The organism is Bradyrhizobium sp. ORS 111, assembly GCF_045571485.1.
In the GTDB taxonomy this organism is placed as follows: domain Bacteria; phylum Pseudomonadota; class Alphaproteobacteria; order Rhizobiales; family Xanthobacteraceae; genus Bradyrhizobium.
In genome coordinates, this window is the sequence record NZ_CP120701.1 from 5,177,488 (window position 1) to 5,194,385 (window position 16,898).

Consider the following 16,898-nt stretch of genomic DNA (forward strand, 5'->3'; position numbering starts at 1 on the left):
CACACGGGAACCGTCACCGAAGCGTCTCGGCTGATGGCCGAGAGCTACTGCGTCTCGAGCGTCGGCGCGACCTCGCGCGCGACTTGCACCAAGGCCGCGATCAGCGGCGTCATCGGATCGCGCTGCGGGATCACCATGCCGATGCTGTAATCCACAACCGGATCGACGATCGGGATACTGCGGACCGCGTCGGCCAGCCCGAGTGTCTCGGCAAGCTTCGCCGGCATCACACTCGCCCAGCGACCGGTCTTCACGTGGGTGTAGAGCACGAGCAGCGAATTGGAGGTGAGCGTCGGCGTCGCCTCGCCGCCGACCGTGGTCAGCGCGCGATCGATTATGCGGCGGTTCTGCATGTCGGGCGTCAGCAGGCAAAGCGGCACAGTGCCGACTTCCTTCCACGTCACCTGCTTGCGGTCACCGAACATGGCATCGGGCGCCGTCAGCAGGCGATAGCTCTCGTTGTAGAGCGGGATGGTGCGGACCTTGCCGATCGGCTCGTTCTCGATGTAGGTCAGCCCGGCATCGACCTCGAGATTTTCGAGCAGGCCGAGCACGTCGGCCGAGGTGCAGGACTGGATGCGGAAGCGCACGTCGGGATGGCGGGCGCGGAACGGCGTCGTCAGCGACGCCACCATGCCGAGCACGGTCGGGATCGCGGCGATCCGAATCTCGCCCGACAGCTTGTCCTTGAGGCTGTTGATCTCCTGCTTCATCGCCCGCGCATCGCCGACGATGCGCCGCGCCCAGTCCAGCGTGCGTTCGCCTTCCGGCGTAAACCCCTGAAAGCGGGAGCCGCGCTGCACCAGCATGACGCCGAGGATTTCCTCGAGCTGCTTGAGGCTGGTCGACATGGTGGGCTGGGTGACGCCGCAGGCCTCCGCGGCTCGCCCGAAATGCCGCTCCTTGGCCAGCGCCAGCAGAAGTTCCAGCTTGTCGATCAAGGATCAACCCCCATCGCGAAAACGGTGTCTCAACACAGTCACAAGTAGCACGGTCGCGGCGCCATCCTAACCCAAAAAGCGCGCCGGAAGTTCGTGATTTCCGGCCATTATTGCAATCCCAAATCACCTCATTGTGCCACGCTATTAATCGTGTTTCGCAATCGCCGCATGAGACGGCTTTATTGATGTTTCGAAGGATTCCAACTCTCATACGCACAGTCGAAGAACTGATCGTGAGAGCGCGGATGACATCGGAATACGAACCCTGGTACGAGGCGCGCGGCGCCGAGATCATCGCCGAGCATGCCAAGCTCGAAGGCGCCACGCTGGTCATCCTGCACGCGTTGCAGGAGGCATTCGGCTACGTGCCGGAGCCGGCGATCCCGATGGTCGCGCAAGCGCTCAACCTGTCCCGCGCCGAGGTGCACGGCGTGTTCACCTTCTACCACGACTTCCGCAAGCAACCGGCCGGGCGTCATGTCCTGAAGCTATGCCGCGCCGAGGCCTGCCAGGCCGCCGGCGGCGACGCGCTGGCGGCGCGAGCGGAGGCCAGGCTCGGCGTTTCCCTCGGCCACACCACGGCGGATCAGCGCGTGACGCTGGAGCCGATCTACTGTCTCGGCCTCTGCGCCACCGCCCCTTCAGCGATGCTCGATGGCCGCGTGGTCGGTCGGCTCGACGAGACACGGCTCGACGCGCTGGTCGCGGAGGCGCAGCGATGACGATGCGGATATTCATTCCCCGCGATGCCGGTGCGATTGCGGTCGGTGCCGATGACGTTGCCCTGGCGTTCGCGCAGGCAGCGGCCGCGCGGAGCGTCACGATCGAGATCGTCAGGACCGGCTCGCGCGGGCTCTACTGGCTGGAGCCGATGGTCGAGCTGGCGACTGGGCAGGGCCGCGTCGCGTTTGGCCCGGTCGCTCCGGCTGGTGTCCCTGCCCTGCTCGATGCGATGACCAGCAACGGCCAGCATCCCCGGCGGCTTGGTACCACGGACGAGATTCCCTGGCTGAAGCGGCAGACCCGCCTGACCTTCGCGCGCTGCGGCGTGGTCGATCCGCGCTCGGTCGACGACTATCGCGCCCACGGCGGCTACAAGGGCCTGGAGCGGGCGCTGACGCTGACGGCGGACCAGATCCTCGCCGACGTCACCGCATCGGGCCTGCGAGGCCGCGGCGGCGCAGGCTTCCCCACCGGCATCAAGTGGAAGACGGTGGCGCAGGCGAATGCCGACCGCAAATACATCGTCTGCAACGCCGATGAGGGCGACAGCGGCACCTTCGCCGACCGCATGATCATGGAAGGCGACCCCTTCGTCGTGATCGAAGGGATGACGATTGCCGGCATCACGGTCGGCGCCACCAAGGGCTACATCTACATCCGCTCGGAATATCCGCACGCGGTCGAGGCCATGAACGCGGCGATTGCCGCCGCCAAACGCGCCGGCTTGCTCGGCGATCGCATCGGCGGCTCCGCGCACAACTTCGACCTCGAGGTGCGCGTCGGTGCCGGCGCCTATGTCTGCGGCGAGGAGACCTCGCTGCTGGAAAGCCTCGAGGGCCGCCGCGGCATCGTGCGCGCCAAGCCGCCATTGCCCGCGCACAAGGGCCTGTTCGGCCGTCCCAGCGTGATCAACAACGTGCTGTCGTTCGCCGCGATCCCCTTCATCCTCGACAACGGCGCCAAGGCCTATGCCGATTTCGGCATGGGGCGGTCGCGCGGCACAATGCCGATCCAGCTTGCCGGCAACATCAAATACGGCGGGCTGTTCGAGACCGCGTTCGGCGTCACGCTCGGCGAGCTGGTCGACGACATCGGCGGCGGCACTTTCACGGGGCGTCCCGTGCGCGCGGTGCAGGTCGGCGGTCCGCTCGGGGCCTATTTCCCACGCGCGCTGTTCGACACGCCGTTCGACTATGAGGCATTCGCTGCCCGCGACGGCCTGATCGGCCATGGCGGCGTGGTGGTGTTCGACGATAGTGTCGACATGGCGAAGCAGGCGCGCTTCGCGATGGAGTTCTGCGCCGTCGAATCCTGCGGCAAGTGCACGCCGTGCCGCATTGGCTCGACCCGCGGCGTCGAAACCATCAGCAAGATCATCAATGGCGAGCGCGTCGCCGAGAATCTCGCGGTGGTCGAGGACCTCTGCAACACCATGAAGTTCGGCTCGCTCTGCGCGCTCGGCGGCTTCACGCCCTACCCCGTGATGAGCGCGCTGAAACATTTCCGGGAAGATTTCGGCCCGGCACCGGCCCGGCTGCAGGCCGCGGAATAACAGGAGATCACGATGTCGCTGATCCACGAAACCGATTTCGGCACGCCACAATCGAAGTCCGAGACGATGGTCACGCTGACCATCGACGGGCGCAGCATCACGGTGCCCGAGGGTACCTCGATCATGCGCGCCGCGATGGAGGCCGGCACCCAGATCCCGAAGCTGTGCGCCACCGACATGGTCGACGCATTCGGCTCGTGCCGGCTCTGTCTGATCGAGATCGAGGGACGCGCCGGCACGCCTGCCTCCTGCACCACGCCCGTGATGCCGGGCCTCGTCGTGCACACCCAGACCGAGCGGCTGAAGAAGCTGCGCAAGGGCGTGATGGAGCTCTACATCTCCGACCATCCGCTCGACTGCCTGACCTGTGCGGCGAACGGCGACTGCGAATTGCAGGACATGGCCGGCGCGGTCGGCCTGCGCGACGTGCGCTACGGCTATGAGGGCGAGAACCACGTGTTCGCCAAGTCCCATGGCACGGCCAACCCGGCCTGGATGCCGAAGGACGAGTCCAACCCCTATTTCACCTACGATCCGTCGAAATGCATCGTCTGCTCGCGCTGCGTCCGCGCCTGCGAGGAGGTCCAAGGCACCTTCGCGCTGACGATCGCCGGCCGTGGCTTCGACAGCCGCGTTTCGCCCGGCATGAGCGAGAGCTTCCTCGGCTCCGAATGCGTCTCCTGCGGCGCCTGCGTGCAGGCCTGCCCGACCGCGACGCTGACCGAAAAATCGGTCATCGAGATCGGCCAGCCCGAGCATTCCGTCGTCACCACCTGCGCCTATTGCGGCGTCGGCTGCGCCTTCAAGGCCGAAATGCGCGGCGAGGAAGTGGTGCGGATGGTGCCCTACAAGGATGGCAAGGCCAATCGCGGCCATTCCTGCGTCAAGGGCCGCTTCGCCTGGGGCTACACCACCCACAAGGAGCGCATCCTGAAGCCGATGATCCGCGAGCGGATCGAGGACCCCTGGCGCGAAGTGTCATGGGACGAAGCGCTCGGCTTCGCCGCCGCCAAGTTCAAGGGCATCCAGCAGAAATATGGCCGCGACGCGGTCGGCGGCATCACCTCGTCCCGCTGCACCAACGAAGAGACCTATCTGGTGCAGAAGCTGATCCGCGCCGGCTTCGGCAACAACAATGTCGACACCTGCGCCCGCGTCTGCCATTCCCCGACCGGCTACGGCCTGTCGCAGACCTTCGGCACGTCGGCGGGCACGCAAGATTTCGATTCGGTTGAGCATTCCGATGTCGTCATGATCATCGGCGCCAACCCGGCCTCGGCTCACCCTGTGTTCGCCTCACGGCTGAAGAAGCGGCTGCGCCAGGGCGCGCGGCTGATCGTGATCGATCCCCGTCGCACCGAGATGGTCGAATCGCCGCACGTGAAGGCGCTGCACCTGCCGCTGATGCCAGGCACCAACGTCGCCGTGCTCACCGCGCTCGCCCATGTGGTCGTCACGGAAGGGCTGGTCAACGAGGCCTTCGTGCGCGAGCGCTGCGACTGGAGCGAATTCGAGGATTGGGCGGCATTCGTCGCGCAGCCGAGCAACAGCCCGGAAGCGACCGCGATCATGACCGGTGTCGATCCGAAGGATCTGCGCGAGGCCGCACGAGTCTACGCCACCGGCGGCAACGCTGCGATCTACTATGGACTTGGCGTCACCGAGCACAGCCAGGGCTCGACCACCGTGATCGCGATCGCCAACCTCGCGATGGCGACCGGCAATGTCGGCCGGCCCGGCGTCGGGGTGAATCCGCTGCGCGGCCAGAACAACGTGCAGGGCTCCTGCGACATGGGCTCGTTCCCGCACGAGCTGACCGGCTATCGCCATATCTCGGGCGACGCCGTGCGCGAGCAGTTCGAGGCGATGTGGAACGTCAAGCTCAACAAGGAGCCGGGCCTGCGCATCCCCAACATGTTCGACGCCGCGATCGAGGGCACCTTCATGGGGCTCTATGTGCAGGGCGAGGACATCCTGCAATCCGATCCCAACACCAAGCATGTGGTGGCCGCGCTGTCGGCGATGGAATGCGTGATCGTCCATGACCTCTTCCTGAACGAGACCGCGAACTACGCCCATGTCTTCCTGCCCGGCTCGACCTTCCTGGAAAAGGACGGCACCTTCACCAACGCCGAGCGCCGGATCCAGCTCGTGCGCAAGGTGATGTCGCCGAGGAACGGATACGCGGACTGGGAGGTTACCATCCTGCTCGCCAAGGCGATGGGTTTCGAGATGCACTACAACCATCCGTCCGAGATCATGGATGAAATCGCGGCGCTGACGCCGACCTTCGCCGGCGTCTCCTATGCCAAGCTGGAGGAACTCGGCTCGGTGCAGTGGCCCTGCAACGAGAAGGCGCCCGAGGGCACGCCGGTGATGCATATCGGCGGCTTCGTGCGCGGCAAGGGCAAGTTCATCATCACTGAATATATCGCGACCGACGAGCGCACCGGCCCGCGCTATCCGCTGCTGCTCACCACCGGCCGCATCCTCAGCCAGTACAATGTCGGCGCGCAAACCCGCCGCACCGACAATGTGGTGTGGCACGCCGAGGACCGGCTGGAGATCCATCCCCACGACGCCGAGCAGCGCGGCGTGCGCGACGGCGACTGGGTGCGGCTGGCCAGCCGTGCCGGCGAAACCACGCTGCGCGCGCTGATCACCGACCGCGTCGCCCCCGGCGTGGTCTACACCACGTTCCACCACCCTGACACCCAGGCCAACGTGATCACGACCGACTTCTCCGACTGGGCCACCAACTGTCCGGAGTACAAAGTCACCGCCGTCCAGATCTCGCCATCGAACGGTCCGACCGACTGGCAGAAGGCCTATGACGAACAGGCGCGGCACTCCCGCCGCATCATGCCGGTCGTGGAGGCCGCGGAGTAGCGATGCGCGAACCCGTGCACAAGGCGAACCGGAAAGTCTGGCGCAACGGCGCATTCAGCGAGGGGACGCGCCTGATCCCGGACGAGACGCCGCTGGCGCTGACCTACAACGGCGGCACATACGCCGTGATGATGGGCTCGCCCGAGGACCTCGGCGATTTCGCCATCGGCTTCAGCCTCAGCGAAGGCATCGTGCAATCGGCCGACGAAATCGAGACGCTCGACATCGACGAGCTCGACGATGGCATCGAGCTCAGGATGTGGCTCAAGCCGGCGAAGGCCGCGCTGATCGCCGAGCGTCGCCGGCACATTGCGGGACCGACCGGGTGCGGCATCTGCGGCGTCGATTCCATCACTGAAGCGGTTCGCCCGGCCGCGGTCGTAGCTGCCGGGCGATCGTTTGCGCCGCGCGAGGTGATGACCGCAATGGCGGCCATCGCGCCGCTGCAGGAGATCAATCACCAAACCCGCGCCGTGCACGCCGCCGCGTTCTGGACGCCTGGGCGTGGTATCGTGGCGCTGCGGGAGGATGTCGGCCGGCACAATGCGCTCGACAAGCTCGCAGGAGCGTTGGCGCGGGAGCAGATCGCGACGAGCGAGGGCATGGTGCTGTTGACCAGCCGCGTCTCGGTCGAGATGGTGCAGAAGACCGCGGCGATCGGCGCGCCGTTGATGGTCGCGGTGTCCGCCCCGACCGCGCTTGCGGTGCGGATGGCTGATGCCGCCGGCGTCGCGCTCGTCGCGATTGCTCGATCGGACGGTTTTGAAATCTTTACGCATCCGGAACGCGTCATCGGCGCGGTGGCCGGCAAGGAGTCCGCTTATGTCGTCGTCGTCTGACAAGCTCGTCTATATGGCGAACCAGATCGGAAAGTTCTTCCAGAGCCAGGGGCGCGACCGCGCGGTGCAGGGCATTTCCGAGCACATCTGGAAATTCTGGGATCCGCGGATGCGCAAGCAGATCTTCGCCCATCTCGACGCCGGTGGCGCCGGCCTTGATCCCGATGTCCGCGACGCGCTGCAACGGCTGAAGCAGGCGTAGAGCTGGACGAAATTGTGGTGCGTGCAAAGACACGCTTGCAGCCAAGCTGCACAATAATGGCATCGAGCTCGCCTACGTCCTACAGGGCGTGATGGCGGATATCCGCGATCAGCTTCGTGGCATGCAACAAAGGCCCGAGCGGACGCTTCGGATTCCGTCAAGGCATCGGCAGTGCTCTTCCGCGCCAGCATTCTCGTAGCTCCGCCGACGTCGCGATTGAGTCGCCAGATGCGTGGCGGACTGGCGGCGATTAGGTGTCCGGTGCCGACACGATTATTACGCATTGGCCGCTTAGACACCGATGAAGGAGAAAGAGCAGCGAGAGCACAAACCTAATGAGTCAGAACACTGCCGGCGGCGCAACGCCGTTTCCTCTCGGCGTTTTTGTCGGGAACCCGAACTATTACGATTCAAGCGAGGAAGCGAGTTTCGAAGCGAACTTCAACGCTTTCTCAACCTTGATGAAAACCACGCCGCAGTTCCTCGACCAGTATGGCGATCAACGCCTGCCCATTTCGGATTGGGTTGGTCAATCGAGCTGGAATGCAGCATCGATGGCGCAATCGCCGGTGCTCAAGGGGGTCACGCCGGTGATCGGACTGCCGATGACCTCGACCGCATCGGGCTCGGAATCCCCGGATCAGTTCTACAAGGATTTTGCGGCCGGCCAGTACGATTCGGTGCTGACGAACATGGTGAAGGCCTGGGCCGACAATGGCTTCACGACCCAGATCTGGCGGCCCGGCTGGGAGATGAACATCAACACAATGCCCTCCTATGCCGGCGACGACGCCGCGACGCGCGCCGATTGGGTCAAGGCATTCCAGCACATCTACACCGTGTTGCATGCGGCAGGCGCGGCCGAGGGCGTGAACATCGAGGTGGCGTGGAACCCGGCCGTGACGAACTATAGCCACGCCGGCAATGTCATCCAGAGTGCATATCCCGGAGACCAGTACGTCGATATCGTCGCCGCCGACGTCTACGGCGACGTCTATCCCTACGGTTCGTCGACCCACCTTTATGACTGGGACAAGAGCGGGCAAGTCCTCGATTCGTCGCAACCGGTCTACGACTCCAGTGTTCAGCAGTGGGCGTCAGACCCGGTCAACCTTCAGCACTACTACACCTACCCGGCTTCCAACCAATGGTCGCTCGATGGCAGTGACGGCCATGCGACCACGCTTCAACAACTGATCGATCTCGCCAAATCGACAGGGAAGCCGTTTGCTGTTGCCGAGACCGGCGCGGGCAATACGCATGACGGCGCGGGTCTCACCGACAATCCGACATTCGTGAAGTGGCTCTCGGATACGCTGCATCAATCCGGGGTGAACGTCAGCTTCGTGAACATCTGGGATTCGAATTCCGGCGGATCATATGGCTTCACCGGTTCCACCGACAATAAGCCGCTCGAGGCTGCGGCATGGGCGCAGCACTTTGGCGACCCACCCGCGACAACAGCCGATTCGACGTCGACGGCGTCGCCGACCACCTCAGGCAGCTCTGCGGTGAGCGAGGCCGCAAGCGTCAGCCAACCGGCCGCGCCCGACGCCGCGGCGGCCCAAGGCACCATGACCGTCGAGACGGCAAAGGACGGCTTCCATTTCAATTCCGCCCCCACCGAAACCAGTCATCCAGGCACCGCAGCGCCTGCAGTCGGAGTCATTGGCAACAATGCTTTTGCCTTCCAGGAGCATGCCGACGCAAATTCCGGAAGCCGGGCCAGTTTCGCGCTGGGCGGAGATGCTGCCCATGGCAACTTGGCCGCGCTCGTGAACGAAGCCCACACGGCCGCCACTGGGCACGACGCAGTGATCGACCATTCGGTCGTCAACGCGGATCCAGCGAGTGCTCATCAAGTGGCATTGCACAGCCACTTCTTCACTCTCTAGTTCGGCAGCCAGCCACAGGCGGCCGTTCCCTGTCCGGACGAGTGTGGCTGAACAGACCATCGAGCGCGCGCAAGCGCGCTCGATGAAAGATCGGGCGGCCAACGCGTCGATATATAGGCGCTCCGCCTGTGTGCTCACCTTCAGAATTGAGCCGGTAGCTGCGTCGAGGTGTCCAGCCGGATATCAAGCGCTCGCGGGCTCCGTGATCGGTTCGGACGCTGGCCAGGAACATCGCGCGTTCCGCGCCGTTGACCGACCCTCGGAGAGGTATCGCTGGGCCGCTCCGTGGCGGCGATGGTGGTATAAATGCAGCCATTGCCCTTGGCGTTAAGGCAGCTCTGGCTCTTGGGGGGTGGCCAGGGCGCTCCGCCTGCTGGACCCACCGAAGCGGCTGAACGAGGCCGTACTTTACCGGGATTGAAGACTTTGGCAGGATGTTGGCATCTACCGGCGGATATCCTGACAGCGGCCGTCGCCGCAAGTCAGCCGGGGACGCCGCGGCGTCCGCAGGGATCATGGAGGAGGCGTTATGTTGGAGATCGTTCTGGCGAGCGGCATCTGCGGGTTGCTGCTGGGACGCTACTTCAGGGTCTACGTCTGCCTCTTCGCGATGCTCTTCGTTATCCCGGCTGCCTATTTCGTCGGGCACGCCGACGGTCTGACGATGGGAGTTGTTGCCTTCATTTCCGGCGTCGTTGCACTGCAGGGCTGCTTCCTGATCGGCGCGATGGTCCGCATCTTCATCGAAAACTTTGAGCCGCAACGGGCGCCGTCAGAAGATTTCATCTAACCGTTCGCCAGCAAGATCGCAGCGGCGAGTACGCCTTCGCACCCGTTCTAACCGCCGCCCACGATCGCGTTGAACACGCGGCGCACCTCGCTCTGCGTCTCGCGCAGGCGCGCTTCCAGCGCGGAAAAATCCGGTGTGTCGCCGGCCCGCGCCATCACGCGCAGCAGGTCTTCACCGGCGGTCTCCGGGTTGAACTTGCCGATCACGCAGAGTCGCAGGATTTGCGTCAGGTCGTGATACAGCCGCGCCGCCGAGCGCAGGACCTCGGCTTCGGAGTGTCCGAGCAGCCCGAGCCTGGCGGCATTGTCGAGCACCTGCATCGTCGAGACGCTGAGGATCTCGGGCTTTGCCGCCGCATGCACTAGCTGCAGGTATTGCGCGATGAAGTCGATGTCGACCAGCCCGCCCGCCGCGAGCTTGAGGTCCCAGACGTCGTTCTCGCCCTTCTCCAGCGCAATCGCGCGCCGCATGTCGGCGACATCGGTGGCGGTGCTCGCCGCATCGCGCGGCCGCGTCAGCACGCCGCGAATGATCGCCTCGATCCGCTCGCGGACATGCGGGGCAGCCGAGATCACCCGCGCGCGCGTCAGCGCCATATGCTCCCAAGTCCAGGCCTCGCGCTCCTGATAATCGGCGAACGAGTCGATCCGCGAGGCGACGGGGCCGGCACGCCCGGACGGACGCAGCCGCATGTCGACCTCATAGAGCACGCCGTAATTGGTGCGCGTGGTGAAGGCGCTGATCAGGCGCTGGGTAAAGCGGGCAAAATACTGCGCGCCATGCAATGAACGCTGGCCGTCGGAATCCGGCGCCTCATGGTCGTAGTCGTAGAGCAGGATCAGGTCGAGGTCGGAGGACGCTGTCATCTCACGGCTGCCGAGCCGGCCCATCGCGATGATCGCGGTCTCCTGCCCCTTGATCCGGCCATATTGCGCGGCGAACTGGTCGGTGACGAGACCGTGCACGGTGTGCACTATGCCCTCGGCGACATCGGCGAACGCGACGCTGGCGTGCTGCGCCGAGACCGTGCCGGACAAGATCCGCGTGCCGATCAGAAACAGGCTCTCCTGGCCGAACAGCCGCAGGCGATCGAGGAAGTCCTCATAGGACGACGCATCCTGCAAGGTGGTGGCGAGCCGTTCGGATAGTTCCTTCTTGTCCGGCATCGCGCCGAAGAAGCGCGGGTCGATCAGGCCGTCCATGATCTGCGGCTGCCGTGCAAGCATGTCGCCGAGCCGCGGCGCCGCGCCCAGGATCAGCGCCACCAGCGCGACGAGGTCGCGGTTCTGGCTGAGCAGCGAGATCAGCCGTCCGCCGCGCTGCAACGCGCCCAGGAAACGATCGAACGCCGCCACCGCATCATCGGGCTCTTCGGCATGCGCGAGACCGTCGATCAGCCCGGGAATGAATTCGAGGAACGCCGCGCGCGTCGCCTCGACGCGCAATGCGCGATAGTCACCCGTGATCCACTGCTGCACCGTCCCGGCGACGGCGACGGGTTTCTTGAACCCGAGATTGGCGAGATGCTCGATCAGGCGGGCATCCTCGGGACCGGCCCCATAGTCGATCTGCGGCAGCTTCGCGGTGCCGGTCGGATCGTCGCCCTCGAACAACTTGCCGTAATGGCTCTGGACAGTCTTGAGATGGCCGAGCAGGTCTTTCGCGAAGGCCTCGCGGTTCTCGTAACCGAAGAAATGTGCGAAGCGCTCGACGGCTTCGGCCTGCTCCGGCAGCGAATGGGTCTGCTCATCGGCGATCATCTGCAGCCGGTGCTCGACCCGGCGCAGGAACTCGTAGGCCGTGGTCAGCTCGTCGCGCGCTTCGTAGGTGATCCAGTTGCTGTTGGCGAGAACGTTCAGAGCCTCCAGCGTCGGCCGCACGCGCAATTCCGGATGCCGGCCGCCGGCGATCAGTTGCTGGGTCTGGGCGAAGAACTCGATCTCGCGGATGCCGCCGCGGCCGACCTTGACATTGTGGCCTTCGACCGAGATCTCGCTCTGGCCGCGATAGGTCTGCATCTGCCGCTTCATGTCGTGCACATCGGCAAGCGCCGCGAAATCCAGGTGCTTGCGCCAGACGAACGGTGCGAGCTCGGCAAGCAGCGCATCCCCGGCCCCGGGATCGCCGGCGCAGGGCCGCGCCTTGATCATCGCGGCGCGCTCCCAGGTGCGCCCCTCACGCTCGTAGTAGTGCAGCGCGGCGTCGGTGGAGATCGCGACCTGTGTCGAAGCCGGATCCGGGCGCAGCCGGAGATCGACCCGGAACACGTATCCCTCGCCCGAGCGCTGTTGCAGCATCCGCGCCATCGCCTGGGTGACGCGCACGAAGAACGGCTGCGGCTCGATATCCTCGGCGAGCGAGGTGGCCGAGCGATCAAAGAACACGATCAGGTCGATGTCGCTGGAATAGTTCAATTCACCGGCACCCATCTTGCCCATCGCGAGCACGATCAGGCCCGAGCCGATCTCGGGGTGCTCGGGGTCATCAGCCGTCATCCGGCCCCGGGCGACCTCCTGCCGGAGCAGGTAGCGCAGCGCCGATTGCACCGAGGCGACGGCGACATCGGTGAGCGCGGCCGTGACCCGCATCACCGGCCAGACGCCGCCGATATCGCACAGTGCGATCAGGAGCGCGGCCTCCGCCTTCAAGCGGCGGAGCAGATGCATCACGTCGGCCTCGCTGCCCGCGGCGAGCACCTCGCGCGAGGTTCTTTCGATCAGTGCGGCAAGGTGCGACTCCGGGTCGCATGACAGGATCCGGATCAGCCGTGCGACGTCGGCACGCGCGAGTTCGAACAGATATGGCGAGAACTCGGCGATGCCGCGCAGGATGTCCCTTGCGAAGGGATGTCCGAGCAACGCGTTGAGTGCGTCCGCTTGTGCCGGCTCGATCTCGGCGAACCAGTCGGTCAGGCGCTGTTCAGCGGATTGCGGCGCGGCGACACGTGGCCCGTCCGCAAACCGCGCGGCCAGTCCCTGTCGATCCGCGTTTCCCGGCGCGGCGGCATTCATGCCGCCTTCTGTGGCACATCCTGCGTTTGAGCCGCAAGCCTGTCACTGCCGGCCACCCGCGCGGGCAGGACCAAGGTCGCGACCAGGCCCGGATGGGAGTCGCCGAGCCGAAGCTCGCCGCCATGGAGCGTTGCGACGGCCGAGGCCAGGCTGAGGCCGAGACCGGACCCGGGTAAGGTGCGGCTCGCTTCGAGCCGGACGAACCGCTCCACCGCATGCTTGCGATCGCCCTCGGGAATGCCAGGACCGTGGTCGGTGACGCTGAGCAGCACCTGGTTGCCCTCGCGCCGCGCCTCGATCAGGATCTCGTTTTTCGCCGTGCTCGGCGACCCCTCGCCCGCTTCGGGCTTGCCATATTTGATCGCATTCTCGACCAGGTTGGCGAGCGCCTGGCTGATCAATTCACGGTTGCCGTGGATCGGCGCCGGCATCGTCTTCACCAGCAGCGTCATGCCGTCGTCCTCGGCCAGCGGCTCGTACAGCTCGTGGATACCGTTGGCGACGTCGGCACCGTCGAAATCGTCCATGTTGCCGCGCGCCTGGCCGGATTCGGCGCGGGCGATCATTAGCAAAGCATTGAAGGTGCGGATAAGCCCGTCGGACTCCTCGATCGTCCGCTCCAGCGCGGCGCGATAATCGGCCTCGCAGCCGGACTTCGCCAATGCCTCCTCGGCGCGGTTACGAAGCCGCGTCAGCGGCGTCTTGAGATCGTGGGCGATATTGTCGGAGACCTCCTTGAGCCCCGTCATCAGCGCCTCGATGCGCTCCAGCATGGCGTTGAGATTTTCCGCCAGGCGGTCGAGCTCATCACCGCTGCGGCCGACCGGCAGCCGGCCGGACAGATCGCCGGCCATGATGGTCTTCGTGGTGCCAGTCATGGCGTCGATCCGATGCAGCACGCGGCGCGCGACGAAAATGCCGCCGCCAATGCCGAGCACGACGACGACGAGGATCGACCACTGCGCGGCCTTGGCAACGATCCCGAACAACCGCCGCCGCTCCTCGAGATCGCGCCCGACCAGCAAGCGGAAGCCGTTGTCCATCTCGGTGACCCGCACCAGCGCGCGGTGATCGGTCTTGTCCTGGTCGTCGAGCCGCCGATAGGCCGTCTCCGACCAGCCCTGCGTGCCCATCACGCCCGGCGCCAGCGAGCCGACATTGCCGGCGAGCGCCTGCCCGTTCGGCGCCGTCACAAGATAGAGGTTGGCGCCCGGCCGCAACGCGCGGTTGCCCATCGTGATCAGCAGGCCGTGCAAGCCGCGGCGGTTGTAGATGTCGGTGATCTCCCCGATCTCGGCATTCACCGTCGTCGCGATCTGCTCGGTGATCAGACGCCGCGTGTTCCAAGCGAAATAGGCCAGCAGCGAGGCAGCAAACAGCGCAAACAGAAACAGATAGACCAGCGTCAGCCGAAACGCCGTGGTCCGGATCAGTTTACCGAATGCCGTCACGGATCATGTACCCAGCGCCGCGGATCGTGTGCAGCAGCGGACGCTCGAAGCCCTTGTCGATCTTGGAGCGCAGCCGCGAGATGTGCACATCGATGACATTGGTCTGCGGATCGAAATGATAATCCCAGACGTTCTCCAGAAGCATGGTGCGCGTCACCACCTGGCCTGCATGCTTCATCAGATATTCGAGCAGCCGAAACTCGCGCGGCTGCAGCGTCAGCTCATCCTTGCCGCGGGCGACGCGATGCGACAGGCGATCGAGCTCGAGGTCGCCGACCCGGTACGTGGTCTCCTCGGCCGGTCCGACATTGCGCCGCGACAGCACCTCGACGCGCGCAAGCAATTCGGCGAATGAATAGGGCTTTGGCAGATAGTCGTCGCCGCCGGCGCGCAAGCCCTTGATGCGGTCGTCGACCTGGCCGAGCGCGGAGAGGATCAGGACCGGCGTGCGGTTGCCCTTGTCGCGCAGGCTCCCGATCAATGACAGGCCGTCGCGCTTCGGCAGCATCCGATCGACGACCAGCACGTCGTAATCGCCGGTTTCGGCCATCGCCAGGCCCTCCTCGCCGTCGGATGCGAGATCGGCGACATAGCCGACTTCCCGGAATGCCTTCACCAGATAGTCGGCGGACTCGCGGTCATCTTCGATGATCAGAATGCGCATTTGTGGAGCGGTTGCGGTCACGGGAATTGGCCTTCTCTCACCATGGCGCGGCCGGCCTGCACATGCAAGACGACCGCGCATATTCTCGAAATGTTGCCGTCACATGATCGGGCCGGAAAGCCGGTTGGCATTCGTCCGGATCGTGCGGGGGTGAAAAAAGTGGGCGGTGAAGCTGGGGGACTTCACCGCCCTGAGCCCTTCCGACGGAGGGGGGCGTATTCCATCGAAAGGCACCGAAGGGAGCGAGCGAGGCGCCCGCCCCCCGGGAAGCGCCGTCGGCGGGGGCGACTGATGCCGGCGACGCCTCCCAACTCATATAGTTAGCCCTTGGCCAGCGGCACAGCCACGAAGCGCGACGAACCGCCGCTCTTCACGCGCATGAGAACACTGTTCTTGTTGTCGTTGCGCGCTGCAGTAATCGCATCGCGTACCTCGCCGGCGGTGCCGACGCTCTTGCCGGCGACCTCGAGAATCACGTCGCCTTCCTTGAAGCCCCGCTCGGCGGCGGCGCTCTTCGGATCGACCTCGGTCACGACCACGCCTTCCTTGCCGGCACCGGCCACGCTGTTGGCGGGCGCAACGGTCAGGCCGAGCTTCGGCACGTCGGTGCCGCGGTTGGAGTTGCCGCGATCGTTGTTTTCGTTATCGGCCTTGGCTTCCAGGTTGTTCGGCAACTGGCCGAGCGTGATGTTGACGACCTTGTCCTGGCCCTTGTGCAGCACGTTCAGCTTCACCGAATTGCCGGGAGGCAGGCCGCCGATGGTGCGGGCGAGCTCGCGCGCATCCTTCACCGTTTCGCCGTTGACGGCCGTGATGACGTCACCGGACTCGATGCCGGCCTTGGCCGCGGGGCCGTTGGCCTGCGGTTCGGCAACCAGCGCGCCTTCGGCCTTCTTCATGCCGAGGCTGTCGGCGATGTCAGAGGTCACTGGCTGGATCTGGACGCCGATCCAGCCGCGGCTGACCGAACCCTTGTCCTTCAACTGGGCGACGACGCTCTTCACGGTCGCGGCCGGGATCGAGAACGCGATGCCGACGCTGCCGCCGGACGGCGAGTAGATCGCCGTGTTGACACCCATCACCTCGCCCGACATGTCGAATGCCGGACCACCGGAGTTGCCCTTGTTCACGGGCGCGTCGATCTGGATGAAGTCATCATACGGACCGTTGCCGATGTCGCGGCCCGAGGCCGACACGATGCCCGCGGTCACGGTGCCGCCGAGACCGAAGGGATTGCCGACCGCCAGCACCCAGTCGCCGATCCGCGGCTTGCTGTCGGACAGCTTTGCGAACTGGAAGTTGGAACCGCCCTCGACCTTGATCAGCGCAAGGTCGGTACGCGGATCGGTGCCGATCACCTTGGCGGAATAGGTCTTGCCGTCGTCGGTCGTGACTTCGACCTTGTCGGCACCGTCGACGACGTGGTTGTTGGTCACGGCGTAGCCGTCAGCCGAGATGAAGAAGCCGGAACCCTGGCCGGTCACAACGCCACCACCACGCGGTCCGCCACGCAGACCCGGGGGGAGACCATCCGGACCGCCGAAGCGACGGAAGAAGCGCTCCATCGGCGAACCGGGCTGGAACGGCGAGTCTTCATTGCTGTCGTCCTTGGAGAGCTTCTCCCGGATGTTGACCTTCACCGAGATCACCGACGGTTTCACGCGCTCGACAATGTCGGCGAAGCCGACCGGCTGCTGAACCTTGCGGACCTCGTTGTTGACCTGCGCATGCGCCGGGGTCGCAAACAACGAAGCATCGTGCGAGGGGCTGAAGCCATAAACGGCGGCGCCGAGACCGGCGACGACTGACGCCATCAGCGCGAACTTGCGAGCAGACAACAGCGAGCGCTTCGGCTGCTTGTAGGACGGAAAGGACGAGAGGTCGTGACGGTCGGTCATTTCTTGAAATCTCCAAGGCCAGAATCGTGGTGCAAGGGCCGGC

12 protein-coding genes are annotated in these 16,898 nt (G+C 65.2%); 7 read left to right on the forward strand and 5 right to left on the reverse strand.

Going from position 1 to position 16,898, the window contains the following annotated elements; translation table 11 throughout:
- Positions 1–44: 44 nt before the first annotated feature.
- The gene (locus tag P6U30_RS24100) at positions 45–941 is read right to left on the reverse strand and encodes a LysR family transcriptional regulator (RefSeq protein WP_407165377.1); all 897 of its coding nucleotides are present in this window, start codon (positions 939–941) and stop codon (positions 45–47) included.
- Between the two features lie 245 nt (positions 942–1,186).
- On the opposite strand from P6U30_RS24100, the gene P6U30_RS24105 reads away from it, so the two are divergent.
- From P6U30_RS24105 to P6U30_RS24135, 7 genes are all read left to right on the forward strand, one after another.
- Positions 1,187–1,663: a formate dehydrogenase subunit gamma gene (locus P6U30_RS24105; protein ID WP_407165378.1), complete on the forward strand. Its 477-nt coding sequence runs from the start codon at positions 1,187–1,189 to the stop codon at positions 1,661–1,663.
- Complete coding sequence (locus P6U30_RS24110) at positions 1,660–3,216, forward strand: formate dehydrogenase beta subunit (RefSeq protein ID WP_407165379.1); 1,557 nt, start codon at positions 1,660–1,662, stop codon at positions 3,214–3,216. Before P6U30_RS24105 ends, P6U30_RS24110 begins: the two co-directional genes overlap by 4 nt.
- A gap of 12 nt (positions 3,217–3,228) precedes the next feature.
- Positions 3,229–6,105 carry a formate dehydrogenase subunit alpha gene (gene fdhF, locus P6U30_RS24115; RefSeq protein ID WP_407165380.1) on the forward strand — a complete coding sequence of 959 codons (2,877 nt, stop codon included), beginning with the start codon at positions 3,229–3,231 and terminating at the stop codon, positions 6,103–6,105.
- A gap of 2 nt (positions 6,106–6,107) precedes the next feature.
- Positions 6,108–6,944, forward strand: a complete 837-nt coding sequence (gene fdhD, locus P6U30_RS24120) for a formate dehydrogenase accessory sulfurtransferase FdhD (protein ID WP_407165381.1) — start codon at positions 6,108–6,110, stop codon at positions 6,942–6,944.
- Positions 6,928–7,146 (forward strand): formate dehydrogenase subunit delta, encoded by a 219-nt coding sequence (locus P6U30_RS24125; protein ID WP_407165382.1) that lies wholly within the window; start codon positions 6,928–6,930, stop codon positions 7,144–7,146. The genes fdhD and P6U30_RS24125 overlap by 17 nt, the downstream gene beginning before the upstream one ends.
- Before the next feature lie 461 nt (positions 7,147–7,607).
- The gene (locus P6U30_RS24130) at positions 7,608–9,041 is read left to right on the forward strand and encodes a hypothetical protein (RefSeq protein ID WP_407165383.1); all 1,434 of its coding nucleotides are present in this window, start codon (positions 7,608–7,610) and stop codon (positions 9,039–9,041) included.
- Between the two features lie 532 nt (positions 9,042–9,573).
- Positions 9,574–9,831, forward strand: coding sequence for a hypothetical protein (locus P6U30_RS24135; RefSeq protein WP_407165384.1), 258 nt, complete (start codon positions 9,574–9,576; stop codon positions 9,829–9,831).
- 47 nt (positions 9,832–9,878) lie between these two features.
- Here the strand turns inward: P6U30_RS24135 and P6U30_RS24140 are convergent, their stop codons facing one another.
- The 4 genes from P6U30_RS24140 to P6U30_RS24155 all read right to left on the reverse strand — a co-directional run bounded on the left by P6U30_RS24140 (position 9,879) and on the right by P6U30_RS24155 (position 16,855).
- Positions 9,879–12,842, reverse strand: coding sequence for a bifunctional [glutamine synthetase] adenylyltransferase/[glutamine synthetase]-adenylyl-L-tyrosine phosphorylase (locus P6U30_RS24140; RefSeq protein ID WP_407165385.1), 2,964 nt, complete (start codon positions 12,840–12,842; stop codon positions 9,879–9,881).
- Positions 12,839–14,293, reverse strand: a complete 1,455-nt coding sequence (locus P6U30_RS24145; RefSeq protein ID WP_407165386.1) for an ATP-binding protein — start codon at positions 14,291–14,293, stop codon at positions 12,839–12,841. The genes P6U30_RS24140 and P6U30_RS24145 overlap by 4 nt, the downstream gene beginning before the upstream one ends.
- Positions 14,277–14,957 carry a winged helix-turn-helix domain-containing protein gene (locus P6U30_RS24150; RefSeq protein ID WP_407165387.1) on the reverse strand — a complete coding sequence of 227 codons (681 nt, stop codon included), beginning with the start codon at positions 14,955–14,957 and terminating at the stop codon, positions 14,277–14,279. The genes P6U30_RS24145 and P6U30_RS24150 overlap by 17 nt, the downstream gene beginning before the upstream one ends.
- A gap of 320 nt (positions 14,958–15,277) precedes the next feature.
- Entirely contained in the window at positions 15,278–16,855 is a 1,578-nt protein-coding gene (locus P6U30_RS24155) for a Do family serine endopeptidase (protein WP_407165388.1), read from the reverse strand.
- Positions 16,856–16,898 lie beyond the last annotated feature (43 nt).

Bases quoted from the DNA above. Each gene is read 5' to 3' on its own strand.
- P6U30_RS24125 (WP_407165382.1), top strand. From the start codon at position 6,928: ATGTCGTCGTCGTCTGACAAGCTCGTCTATATGGCGAACCAGATCGGA.
- P6U30_RS24130 (WP_407165383.1), top strand. From the start codon at position 7,608: ATGAAAACCACGCCGCAGTTCCTCGACCAGTATGGCGATCAACGCCTG.
- P6U30_RS24105 (WP_407165378.1), top strand. From the start codon at position 1,187: ATGACATCGGAATACGAACCCTGGTACGAGGCGCGCGGCGCCGAGATC.
- P6U30_RS24110 (WP_407165379.1), top strand. From the start codon at position 1,660: ATGACGATGCGGATATTCATTCCCCGCGATGCCGGTGCGATTGCGGTC.
- P6U30_RS24155 (WP_407165388.1), bottom strand. From the start codon at position 16,855: ATGACCGACCGTCACGACCTCTCGTCCTTTCCGTCCTACAAGCAGCCG.
- P6U30_RS24140 (WP_407165385.1), bottom strand. From the start codon at position 12,842: ATGAATGCCGCCGCGCCGGGAAACGCGGATCGACAGGGACTGGCCGCG.
- P6U30_RS24150 (WP_407165387.1), bottom strand. From the start codon at position 14,957: ATGCGCATTCTGATCATCGAAGATGACCGCGAGTCCGCCGACTATCTG.
- fdhD (WP_407165381.1), top strand. From the start codon at position 6,108: ATGCGCGAACCCGTGCACAAGGCGAACCGGAAAGTCTGGCGCAACGGC.
- fdhF (WP_407165380.1), top strand. From the start codon at position 3,229: ATGTCGCTGATCCACGAAACCGATTTCGGCACGCCACAATCGAAGTCC.